We start from the raw sequence: 13,695 nt of genomic DNA, 5'->3' as shown, positions 1-13,695 counted from the left end.
TCAGGACACATCACTGTTATCACCTGCATTCAGTATTCGTGTCAGCAGTGATTGGGCTGCCATATCATCGGTTGCAACGACATCCGTTAGGTTGATTAACTGCACCAGCCCTTCAGCATTACTGACTTGAATCTGAAGATGCCCCTCATACTCCACGCCGGCAATGTGATTGTCGGCCTGACTCAACACATCTGTCAGATCGAGAGAACTCAACTCAGACTGTCCAAACCCCGCGAGATCATGCTGCCATGAGCCGTTTTGTTCAGCAGGATTAGCGTTATTTTGAAGCGGCTCATTACCGCTCAGAATGACGTCGCCATCAGCATCCACCAGGATACTCACGTCACCGCTGTGGCCCGACAGGTTCAGGTCAAAGAAGTCCGTGTTGAGCAGAAGTTGTGAATCGTGGCCCAGATCCATCACGCTGCCATCGAGAAAACGGATTTCAATAGCGCCGTCCGGGCCAGACAGGATGAGATCGTTGGCATAAGCGCTGTCGCCAACTTTGAGAATTCTGAGTGAACCGTCAGTTGAAAATGCGGTGACGGTACCCATCAGCAGATTAACTACACCAATTTCAGTCGCCATGATTTCCCCTCCTCAAAGACAAAAACATGGTCAAAAATTAACCGTTAAGTCTGTTATGCGCTTCTTTGAAGGAGTCGGCTATAGTACCTTGGTACAATGTAATAAAGACGTTACAAATTTTGTAAACAATTGTTTACACTGACTTAAATTTTGGCTGAGTCGATATCAGGCTTTATAGATACGAAGCCTTCGGCCATGGCGGATATAGTCTGTTTCCAGAATTTTCTGCTGGCTGAAACTGACCTTGGCCAGGGTTTCATAGTCTTGCAGTGAGCGTTGCGTTCCCAGACCATAATGCGCTATCTGTTTAAGTGCATCAGGATTATGCGGCTTCCGGCCTGCTAGCAGATACTGAATCCTGTCGACACTCAGCCATTCCAACTGCTCCGCCTGTGTGTGATCATCCCAGTGACGGGGACGGCCGGTCTGTTTTTCATAGTTGTGATACGCCAATACATCGTTGGGGGCATAAAAATCCCAGCCATGGGTCCATAGCCTGGCTGAGAGCGTAATTTCCTCGCCAAAAAAATACAGGTAGGGATCATAAGGCACCTGTTTCAGCGCCAATGCCGGTGCATAGAGAAAGTTCCCGGAAACAAAGGCTGAAGACAGCGGCTTTGAAGGCCTGTTTTTATAGGGGAATATATCTGACTGATACACCAGTGTGCCGTGCGCATTAAAGCGGCCGGGTTTTAACCGCGTAATGGCTTTTTCCGCCAACTGGTCAGGTGGCACGTAGCCCAGTGGGTAGTGACTGATAATCGTCTTATCGCCCTCACATTGCTGCCACATTTCAAACAGTCGGCGATCCCACGCCGGCTCAAAACGCATATGACTATCAATCTGCAGCACAAAAGCTTCATCGCCGGACAATGTCTGATACAGGTGACTCCTGGCCCAACACACGCCCCGGCTACTGGCAGCATCTATCACGACTTCCTGAACTTGCGGATGCGCTGGCGCACGACAGGCCTCATCCCCCGGCATAAGCTGAGACAGCACGCCCACCCGAATCAGCTCCGGTCTGGCAGCCCGCCTGAACAGGTCGCTGATGGTGGCCGTAATTTCCCGGTCACGATAATTCGCAATCGCTACAAACAGAGTGGGTGGGTTCTGGCTCATCGTCTCTCAACTCGTTTTCTGTTCACTCAGCATACAAAAAGGCCCGCGGTATGCCTACCGCGGGCCTTTTGTTTTAAGAACGCTGACCGGTAACAATGTGTTGTTACCGGCCACCAGCATGATTAGCTGGGATCAACGTCCAGATTATCACCACCCAACAGGTTCTGGATGATTTGCAGGTCAGAGATTGTGCCTCCCTGAGTTAAATCGACACCCTGCAGAACGATTTGCTGTGTCGAATCACCACCAGAGGTGGGTGATACGTTGATCACAGTATCCGTACCATCAGACTCGAAACTCAGGTAATTGGTGAGGTCATTCGCATTGTCACTCTCACCAACCAGGAGATCGGCAAGATCCAGCACATCACCTTCGCCAGCGTTAAAGTCGGTGACGAAGTCGACAGCAGGTTCGCTGCTTGTGCCGTCATCGCCTGACTCCCACTTGAAGATATCAGCACCATCACCCCCTGTCAGGATGTCGTTACCGGCACCGCCAATCAGCGTGTCGTCACCGTCATTCCCCATCAGGTTGTCATTGCCGGCACCACCCATCAGTGTGTCAGCCTGGTCGGAACCGATAAGGACATCATCGCCGTCCAGTGCATTGACAGTACCTCCGGCAGCATCTGCTACAGCGACATTATCGTTATCATCCACCACATAGTTATGGTCGTTGATATCAATAGTCAGCGTCGCAGTATCTTCACTACCATCTGCATCAGTCACCGTGTAGGTAAAGCTGTCGCTCATCCCCGCAGGCAGGTCTTCAACATTTGGTGTGTAGGTGTAGTCACCGTTTTCATCGATGGTTAATGTGCCATACAGCCCATCGATATTGGTGCTACCACTGACCGCATCCCCATTCACCTCAGTCACAGACAGGCCACCATCAGCCCCCGCATCATCATTGGCTAAGACATTGCCGGTAGCGGCAGCCAATGCGGCGAGTGCAGCGGTATTGACTGTGGTTGAGTAGGTATTTTGAGTGAAGTCAAACGCGTTGACTCTCAAATTACTCATAGAGGCTCTTAAATTGCCATCCCAAGTATTGTCACTGCCATACAAGCGGACATAATACTGACCACTCTCATCGATTCCGTTGAAACTGACTGTTTGGTCATAATTAATACCAACATTCTCTACCAACTGGTCACTTCCTCCATCCACAACTTTATACAGTTGAGCGAGAATTTGATCACCTGACCTGTAACCTGAAATATCAATGTCTATCAAAATACTTGCTTGATGGTCATTATCGGCGTCGATGTCGATATTGTTGGTTGTTGATGCATCAGACCACCAGCCTGGGTTTATATTCTGATTGATATTGTAAGAATCTTGGTCAGGTGTATCACTCCAGTTTTCAGTCGTAACAGTGGCAAAGTCAGTCCCATTAATTGACCATGTCGCTTCATCTACATCATCCACATCATTTACAGCTGTTGGCACACTATCCTGTGTAGTAACAACCAGATTACTGTTGGATTGATCGCCATCAGCATCCTGGATGGTGTAGTTGATAACGGCACTAACATCGGTATTGGTGTCAGATAAGCCGGTGAACTCATAGCTACCGTCACTGTTGATGACAACCTCACCGGCCACCGTATTAAAGGTTGCTGAGGTGGTGGTGCCACTGAAGGTCACGGTATTGCCGTCGTAGGTCACATCAACCAGGGCTGGTGTACCAAAGCCATCGGCACCGGCATCATCGTTAGCCAGCACATTACCCGTGACAGGGTTCGGAGTGGCCGTGACCGTCGAGGTTAAGGTATCAGCCAAGTCTTCCACATTATCCAGAATAATGACATTGTCATCATCTGAACCTGAGTGTGTTGAACTACCTTCACCTTCGGTCCAGGCAATCGGTTCCAAGAAGCCAGCTCCAGTGCTATCCAGTCCGTTGTAACCAACGGCATAGGAATTATCGAAGTTGTTGGCTTCAAGGAAGTCTATCCAGGCACTTTCTTCACCACCGATAATGCCGTAGCTACCTGTACCATTGGTCTCGTTTGGTTCACCATCCGAGATGAACATAGACACTAACTGATCACCGCCAGCAGGTGGTGCCGTAAAGTTATCGGTGACAGCTTCCAATGCAGCATCATAGTCCGTGCCGTATGTACCGGTACCGGATGAACTCAGGCCATTGATGGCTGCCATCGCATCACCCAGGTCGGTGTACCAGCCACCATTGGCACCTGAATCATGGAACTCACCGCCTTCAGCAAACGAAGTGATGAACACAGAATGGACCGAGCCACTATTGAACAGGTTTTGCAGTGAGGCCTTCATCGAGGCCAGCTGACTGCTGGACACACTGGCTGAGGTATCAATCATCAATACCAGATCTGAGCCCAGTGTTTCGCTAGAGCCCTCTTCAGCCTGTGCGTTGTCGGCAACAGCTGTTGGTACATCATCAATGATTTGCACTGACAGCGTATCGTTGGCGACATCACCATCGACATCACTCAAACTAACAGCCAGGTTCTCAAACACACCATTTTCACCATTATTGGCAGGGCCATGGTTTAAGGTATTGTCTGCCAGCTCATAGGTATAAGTGATCTCACCCGTATTGGCATCATAGCCAGTCACAGACAGCGTATTACCCAGCGCCGTGGTGAAGCTGGTTGTGCTGAATGTGCCATCAGTGATGACTGCATGACCATCAATTGTCAGGTCATCAATGGCATCGCCACTGCTGATGGTGAATGTACCTTCCTGCGTGGTGGATTCTTTAGTTGTGTCTGACCCCGTAGGCAGATCATCCTCATCCACCGTGACATCACCACCATTAGCGGCTGGCGTCAGGTCAGTGATTTCAGGATCGTAATTTACATCGACTGAAGTTTCACCCGCAGTCTGCAGATCTTCGTACTCACTGCCGCCAGACGCAATACCACTAATACTATTGGTGATAGCCGATTGATTAGTAATCTCAGCATCAGTGTAAGTGCGGGTGAACGAACCTGAGGTATCGCCAGCAGAGATAGTGACCTGCTCACCATTAGCCAGGGTGAAGACAAGATCGGCATCCGGGTCGATATCGCCAGGGCCACCACTCAATGTGATGGTGTAGGTGATATCACCACCGTCTTCACTCACTTCTGTGGTTGAAGTGGTCAGTGTGGCAGTCACAGTATCGCTAGTGTCGCTGACCGTTACCGTGGCTTCATCAGAGGTATCCAAAGAAGAGTACTGGCCACCCGAGGTACCCGTAATTTCTACTGAGTAGCTTTCACCATCAAGATAGACATCATCACCCTGAATAGAGAATGGTGTGGAGTCTGCACTGGTATGACCTACAGGGATAGTGATTGTGGCACCATTGCTCAGACTAATCACCAGTGGGCTTCCGGTAACAGGATTTTCAACACTACCGGTAATGATTGCGGTGCCATCACCTTCATTGACACTGACATCACCCAGCGTCACTACATCAGACACCAATGGCTCAAGCAGCGTTACTGTCGCAGGTTCACTCACTTCACCATCCGGATCGACCAGGGTGTATTCAAACTCATCACCACCGTCAGCATCCTGAGCAGGTGTATAGGTGTAGCTACCATCCAGGTTGATGACCAGCGTACCGTTATCAAGCTCAATCTCGGTACCGTCTTCAGTGATGATGGTTTCATCACCATTAACAATGATTGAGTTGATAGACAGGTTGATGACAGGTGTGTCGTTGTCGTAATCACGACCCGACGCGGCACCACCATTATCGTCATCATCAGTGATGATATTACCGCTTGTTACACCGTCCACCTGGTAGGTGTTGTCGGCTGCGACAGGCGCGACTGGCTCAAGCTGACCTTCTTGAGGTTCACTGTTGCCATTCAGCGTCAATGTGGCTGAAGCGCTGTCACCATCACCATCAACGATGGTATAGCCGAACTCATCCTGATAAGCGTTATCCTGCGAGTTGAACACTTCATAGGAAGTGACATTCACAAAGAAGTCGGAATCATCAGAGGCCGCACTGCCATCATCGCTGTATGGCACACCTTCGAATACCAGTGTACTGAATGCACCAATATCGCTGATAGTAAATGAACCCACGTTATTGTTGCTGTAGGTTGCATCTGTGTTGCCTGCGTATGGGTCTGTTGCATCGTTGTCGCTGACAATACCACTGCCGATACGGTTACCATCAGCATCAAACGCATGCCAGCGCATAGCTTCACCGCCGTTCTCGTTATTAAACAGATTCGAGAACTGGACAGTGGCAGCAGTGACATCACCAGCAAATTTGAATGCCAGCGCTTCGCTTTCGCTGCCAGACTGATTAATTTGCTCAGGGACTGACGTGTTGGCACCCGATGTACCAGCAACACCAAAGCCCGGCGCGTTGCCACCTGTGCTCACGGTGCCTGAGCCGGTATCGCTGAATTTACCATCAGCAGTCAGGAACGACTCACCCAGGTTAAAGGCGGTCATATTGCTGCCAGTGTTAGTCCAGCCTTCTACCGTTTGGGTATTTTGCGGCAGACTGTCAGGATCGGCGGTGTAGGTATAGCTACCATCTGAATGCATGGTCAGCGTACCGTAGTCACCTTCAATCTCGACCGAGCCATCGGCTGGGACTTCTACTGTGGTATCACCAAATGAGACCGAAGTGACACTGCCAGCGCCATCGGCGCCGTAGCTATCGACGCCAGCTTCACCGTCAGTGCTGTCAGCCGTGACAACGTTGCCTTCGGCAGTGCCATTGTCGATGGAATCGACATCATCGGCAGCCACTGGACCGTCATCTTCAAAGGCAAACAACACACCGACATCAATGCTGCCGTCAGCGCTATCGCCATCAGCGTCAGTGACAGTGCCTGTCAAGGCAATCGCACCGGCATTCAGTGTGGCCGGAGAATTTGCTTCATCCGGATCTGTGGCATCGTCGTGCTCAACCGCACGCAGTTGAGTGAGCGTGACCACACCTTCATCGTCAACACTGGCTGTGAAAACAACCAGGTCCATGTTGTCATCGGTTGTGATGTAACCTTCGACGACACCATCGCCGTTAACACGCAGTTCAACATCTTTGCCACTCAGTGTATCTACCAGACCGGTTTCAACATCTGTATCAACGGACAAAGCGTAATCGACATCACCTGGACCATCTGCACCGAAGTCAGCAGTAAAGCTGCCTGACAGATCCAGCGTCGCTGTGGCGTTGCTTGGGTCACCATTGCCGATATCGGTTTCATCAACTGTGATGGCACCGAGCTGGTTAATGCTGACATTGATGTTAACGTCATTGAAGTCGTTATCACCGCCAATGATGTCTTCCCAGTTCTGGTTACCTGTTGCAACATTATCTTCCACTGCTTCAGCATTACCCGGGTTCAGGTCAGCGTTATCGAACAGGACACTCGTACCCTGTCCAGTCAGTGGCTCACCATCCAGCAAGACTTGCCAGTTACCCTCACCATCCTGCTCAAAGGTAACAGCATCACCATTGTTCAGGTCATTCAGGTCAGCACCATCAGGAATAATGAAGAAGCCGATATCAGATGGGTCGGTCACTTCTACAGTGATTTCATCAGACTCGTTATCTTTCACATTCGCCCAGATGATTTCACCGCTGACCGGTTCACCATTTTCACCTTTGATGTAGAAACCATAGGTGTTGTTGTAACCGGCGTCACCGCCTTCATTGGTCACAGTCAGCAGGTAAGGCTGTGCTGGCTGTTGTGCTTCAATGGTTGGCGCATCATCTTCAAAGTTGAAGCTGACACCACCCAGATCCAGCGTTGCTTCAGCGCTGTCTTCATCAGCATCAGTAATGGTTTTCACCAAGGTCAGCAGCTCTGAATCCAGCACCATACCCTGACTGTCGTCCGGGTTAGTGGTATCTGCATGCCAGATATTTTCATGCTGTGTCAGTGTGACTTCACCGGTTTCAGCATCAACGCTGATAGTGAAGTAATCGACACCGCCAACTGAGCCGACGATATCATCACCGACCTGGTTCAGCAGAATTTCTGCGCCCTGTCCGAAGCCATCGCCGTCACCGGCATCGGTATCAGTGTTGTCTACAGCATAGAGACCTGAAGCAATATCTTCTCCGCTCAGGTTCAGACTGTAGCTTTCACTGTCAGCATCAGCAGGGCCGTCAGCACCGAATGCACCGGTGAAGAAGCCACTGAAGTCGAAGCTGGCCGTAGTTGAAGCACCGGCTTCACCGTTACCATCAGTCAGTGCAGATTCATCAACAGTCAGGCTCGCTACTGCGTCCAGACTGATATTGTCGATGTAGGCACCCAGCGTATTTGCAGCCCCTTGACCTTCAAAGCTCAAGGTTTGTGCACTGCTAGTATCCAGACCAGTGAAGGTCAGGGTGATTGTTGTCCAACCACCAGCACTGCTTGTTTGTGATGCAGTCACACCGGCAGGCAAGGAACCAAAGTCAATAACACCAGCTCCGTCGACATTGATGTTGACAGTTTGATCACCCAGCGACACGCTCATGTCACTGCCATCCACATCGCTTGGACGTGGTTGGAAATCAAAGCTCAGCGTAGCTTCAGAGGTCGGTAATTCAACCTCGGTAGACAGTTGCGTCAGGGTGCTACCACCATCGCCATTACTGTCGTGGGCATCCAGTTCCGCATGGACATCACCATCAGAAGCACTGGCGCCACCGGCGTTACCGGATTGAATTTCAATACCCGCAGCGTTAACAGTCCATTCGATACCGTTGTTACCGATGATGGTACCGCTACCTTCACCCACCACGGTCCAGTTGTTGCCGGACAGATCAGGCGCAAAGTCTTCAAACGACTCTGTCAGCAGGTTGATTTGCTGGCTGGTAATAACCGGTGTGTCATCATCAATTAACAGGGTCAGGTGACCATCAGCAGTATCTCCATCACCATCGGTGACGGTGAAGCCCAGTGTAAACGCAGCTTCGTTTTCATTGTCACCCGCGGTATGCAGCAGGTTGCTGGTTTGGGTGTAGTTATACTCACCGGTGTTGGCATCCAGGGTGATCTCTGCGACTTGCACCGGAACACCATTTTGCATCTGAGTGATGATCAGAGAGCCATCACCATTGACGCTGAAACTGATACCGGCTGTAGCATCATCGACAGAGCTGTTATCTACGTTCCAGGCAACAGTGCCGCCATCAGCGCCAGTAGAGAACTGCAGCGTTTTGCTCTGGTTGTATTCTTTACTGTCTGTGCCAGCACCGTCATTGGTATTGGTGCCTTCACCCGGATTGCCATTGAGGCCAGCAACCGTGTCATCATCACTGATGATGCGCATAGTGTTGACTTCATAAGGTTCTACCGTTGGCGTGTCGTCATCGACATTGATTTGCAATGAACCGGTTTCAGTGTCGTCATCATTATCCGTGACCAGGTAACCCACATTGAAAACCTGATTGTTTTCATCGTTATTACCATCATCTTGATGGTCGATTGGCGCGTTCTGTGTAACAGAGTACTCACCGGTTTCAGGGTTCAGGCTCAGTGTGAGAACGGTTTCACCGCCTTGCTTGATGAGCAGGTCGTCACCGCTGGTTTCATAGGTGAAGCCACTCGGTGCACCTGATGTTTGCCAGCTAATGCTGCCACCATCTGCGCCAAAGCTGTGCGACAAAGTACCAGTCACATTAGAAGCATCTGCATCGTCAGCGGGTCCGCCGGGGTTACCACCTTGCAGGGCATCGTCATCCAGAAGCACAGTGTCGTTGGTACCAACTTCCGGAGAATCATCGATAACCTTGATGTAGAAGTCCTGATTCAGCGTGATTGTGTCACCGTCAAAGTCTTCCGCATTCACAATGCCAGAGAGGTCGATATAAAGCAGGTTCTCTTCAATCACACTGTCAGCATGATCCAACGGGCCTACCAGTGTGAAGGTATAGTCGCCATTGCTTTCCAGTGACAATGTGAAGACAGGCGTCTGTCCTGCTGTTGCAGTCAGCGTATTACCATTCAGTGAATAGGTTAATGGCTCACCATCAGAAGTCAGGTTCTGAGCAATCAGTGATGTGTAATCACCGGACAAGGAGAAAGTTGCCCCTTCATCGGCACCGACTGACACTTGATCTGCAAGTGAACCTGTTGCGACAGCAGTATCAGGCCAGACATCGTATCCTTCCTGATTACCTGCAGGCAGGGCTTCTTCTTCAACAACACCGATATCAGGCAGACCGGTTTGCTCAGGTACATCATCAGTGACATCAATCGTGAAGCCGCTGTCCAGTGTGATTGTGTCTTCATCACTGTCAGTGGCCTGAATCACTGAAGACAGATCCAGTGGCAGGTTGTTTTCACCGTTACCCGCCGCATGATCGAGCTGATCATACAGACTGAAGGTGAAGTCGCCGTTATCATCCAGTTCCAGGGTAAATACTGCTCTGCCATCAGCAGAGGCAATCAGGATATCACCCTGAACTTCAAAGCTCAGTTCGTCACCTTTCGAGGTCAGCCCCTGGGCTTCCAGGCCAGCAAAATCACTGCTCAGGCTGAATGTGCCATTTTCATCGGCACCGAAGCTGACCAGTGAAGCCACAGAACCCGAAGTGGTAGCCGGGCCACCCCCATTGAAGATATTGAAGAAGTCAGTGGTGTAGCCAAAGATAGTGACAGGCTCACCGGTGTAAGAGCCATCATCCCCATTATCGAAGGGATCATTACCTGTTGAGCTGTCGGTAACAATGTCGTCTTCATCCACCGTGACAGTAACGCTTTCTCCAGTAGCCACTGGCATATCATCAACAATCTTGATGAAGAAATCATTATCAAGCGTGATTGTGTCACCATCAAAGTCGGTGGCTTCAACGATTGAAGAGAAATTAATCACTTCAAGGTTTTCACCCTGTAGCGGAGAGTGATCCAGCGCACCTTTCAGCATAAAGGTGTAATCACCGTTACTTTCCAGCGTCAAAGTGAAGACTTCGCCGGACTCTGTAGAGGCCGTCAAGGTGTCGCCATTCACTTCGTAGCTGACAGGTTCGCCATCAGATGTCAGCTCTGGCAAGCCGGACAGATCGGTGGCAAAACCAAAGGTCAGTCCTTCATCAGCACCGACAGACACCTGGTCTGCAAGTGAACCCGTTGCGACAGCGGTATCAGGCCAGACATCATAGCCTTCCTGATTACCTGCAGGCAGGGCTTCTTCTTCGACAATGCCGACGTCTGGGAAGATACCATCTTGTTCAGGCACATCATCAGTCACATCAATCGTGAAGCCGCTGTCCAGTGTAATGGTGTCGTTATCATTGTCAGTAGCCAGAATGATAGAGGACAGGTCTATTGTCAGGTTGTTTTCACCCTCTCCTGACATATGATCAATCTGATCATAAAGCTTGAAGGTGAATTCACCATTTTCATTCAGCTCGAGCGTGAATACCGCTCTGCCATCCGCAGAGGCAATCAGGGTATCGCCCTGAACTTCAAAGCTCAGTTCATCGCCTTTGGAAGTCAGTTCCTGAGCTTCCAGACCGGCAAAATTATCACCGAGGCTGAAGGTGCCTTCCTCATCAGCACCAAAGCTGACCAGTGAAGACACAGAACCGCTAGTGGTAGCCGGGCCACCGCCATTGAAGATATTGAAGAAGTCAGTGGTGTAACCAAAGATAGTAACCGGTTCACCCGTGTAGGAACCGTCACTACCGTTATCGAACGGATCATTACCCGTTGAGCTGTCGGTAACAATGTCATCTTCATCCACAGTCATATTGACCGTTTCTTCAGTTGCGACCGGGATGTCATCCTGAATGGAGATGGTGAACATACCCGCATCATCTTCAGTGATGACCAGTTGGTCGCCATCAAAGTCACGGATTTGCAGCAGTTGAGTGAAATCGATGCTGTCGACAGAACCATTTGGCTCACCGGTTTCAGGATCAAGTGTAATCAGGCTGAAGTTTTCTTCAGCGGTTTCACCAGCAACATGATCCAGTTGATCATTGAGATCAAAGGTCCAGCTGCCATCTGCGTTGATGGTCAGGGTGAACACTTCACGTGCATCTTCACCGTCACCAGCCGAAGCCACAAGCACAGATTGATAACCATTATTAGTGACAGCATAGCTGACCGCTTCGCCTTTAGATGAGAGGGTAGGCAGTGAGTCTATACCAGCCTGGAACAGAGCCTGTTCTGCTTCATTTTCAGAGGATTGCAACAGACCAAACGAGCCAGGACCATCTGCACCCATGTTAATGATGCTATTGAGGTCACCGCTGGCTACATCAGCGTTGGACGTTACTGTGCCGAGGGTATCGAAACCCACGACGACTGGGTTGCCGTTCAGCGTCAAATCAGAGACTGATAGGCTGGAATCTGCAATTTGATCGCCCACATTCATCTGACCGAAGCCGATAGTGACGACACCATCAGCTGTGACTTCGTAGGTAAACGGATTTGAGGCGAGGTTACCGCCATTGCTGTCAGCCAGTTCGAAAACTTCACCATTGATAACGACGAAAGCAAAGTCGTTATAGGTACCGCCATCATTATCATCAAATGACCAATTAAAGCTGATGATGTCACCCGCTTCAGCATTGAAAGTTGTTTTGGAAGCTGAGCCGTTATAAGCAGTGCCATCCCCCCCGTTGCTGTCAACCGCAGGCTCCAGCGCACCGGCTGACAGGCCCAGGAAACTCTCGATATCAGATTGATCAGCATCGCTGTCATCAGAGGTAATGGTCATGGTCACCACGCTATTCGGGTTGCCATCAGAGAGATCGCCATCTTCGAAAGACAGGCCATCTTCAAGCACAGTGCCGGTTTGGGTCGCCAGACCTTCTTCTTCATCACCCGTACGAACCGGGCTGTCATCATCGACATTGATTTGCAGGGTACCGGTGGCGCTGTCGCCATCCGCATCGGTGATGGTGAAGCCGAGGTTGAGGAACATATTGTTCTCAAATACAAACTCACCGTTGGCGTAATCAGGGGCTTCGTGATCGAACTGGCCGAAGATACCAACCAGGAAGCTACCGCCATCAACGTTAGGCGTCAGTTGCGCGGTAAAGATGATTTCTGCCATTTCCGGCATATCATCTCCAGTACCTTCACAACCGTCAAAGGCTTGCTGTTGCTGGGCAAGTTGTGTAGGGGGTTCCTGACCACCTTCGGATTGGCCGTCAACAATATAGCCAATCACGGTCAGGCCATCTGCAGAGACCCAGTATTTAACTTGCTGGCCTTCTGAGGTAACAGGGTTGCCTTCACTGTCAGTGACGTCAGCGCCACTGGTGACATTAAAGACAATGGGGTTGGTTTCGCTGGGGCCGTCGGTGCCGAAGTTGGCAATCAGACTGCCACCCAGGAAATGGCCATCAGGAGAACCGGTGTCATCACCCAGTTCAGTGCGTTCGTCGCCCACACCAGCGGGGGAATCAAAACCAAAGTTGTAAACGCCATGTTCGGAATTCAGATAAGCGATAAATTCGGCACTGACACCACTGAGGTCGATATCACCTCCGGTGATCAGATCATCTTCATCCAGCAAGACTGTGGTGATACCTGCTGTTGGCACACCGTCAATCAGTTGTTCATCTTCAACTTCATCAATGGTGTTGTTAACACCAATCGTTTCAAAACCGGCATCCGGCGTGACTTCTGGATTCAGGTAGTCGACGAAAACCGCATCGTGGCCTTCATTACCACCTGCGACACCGGCACCGGCTGCAGTCGCTTCGCCGGCCTCAGTGGGGTCTTCACCTTCCAAAATGGCCTGTTGAATAGCGGCCACATCATCTGGAACCTCTTGACCTTCGGCTTCAGCAACATCGGTAGCTTCGGGGTCAAACACAGCCGTATCGAGCATGGCCTGACTGTCTCTGCCCAGGTCCATGACGCTACCGTCTGCAAATTCAATCTCTACTGCGCCGCTGGGGCCAGTACTGATAACTTCATTAGCATAGACGCGGTCGCCTGCCTGAAGCGTTCTAATCGATCCATCTGCCGCGGTAGCGGTTACTGTTCCAACAATTGCCTTAATCACGCCGATTTGTGTTGCCATG

At 50.5% G+C, this 13,695-nt stretch carries 3 protein-coding genes; all 3 read right to left on the bottom strand.

The window, feature by feature from the left end:
* The 3 genes from OMQ46_RS15075 to OMQ46_RS15065 all read right to left on the bottom strand — a co-directional run bounded on the left by OMQ46_RS15075 (window position 1) and on the right by OMQ46_RS15065 (window position 13,694).
* The gene (locus OMQ46_RS15075) at window positions 1-588 is read right to left on the bottom strand and encodes a hypothetical protein (RefSeq protein ID WP_266238236.1); all 588 of its coding nucleotides are present in this window, start codon (window positions 586-588) and stop codon (window positions 1-3) included.
* Between the two features lie 165 nt (window positions 589-753).
* Complete coding sequence (locus tag OMQ46_RS15070; protein WP_266238235.1) at window positions 754-1,710, bottom strand: GlcNAc-transferase family protein; 957 nt, start codon at window positions 1,708-1,710, stop codon at window positions 754-756.
* A 122-nt stretch (window positions 1,711-1,832) separates the two neighbouring features.
* Window positions 1,833-13,694, bottom strand: a complete 11,862-nt coding sequence (locus OMQ46_RS15065) for a retention module-containing protein (RefSeq protein WP_266238233.1) — start codon at window positions 13,692-13,694, stop codon at window positions 1,833-1,835.
* Window position 13,695: the final 1 nt, after the last annotated feature.

It is taken from the genome of Methylophaga sp. OBS1 (genome assembly GCF_026319365.1).
The sequence above is the reverse complement of the archived record's forward strand: the minus strand, read 5'-3'. Positions and strand labels throughout refer to the sequence as shown.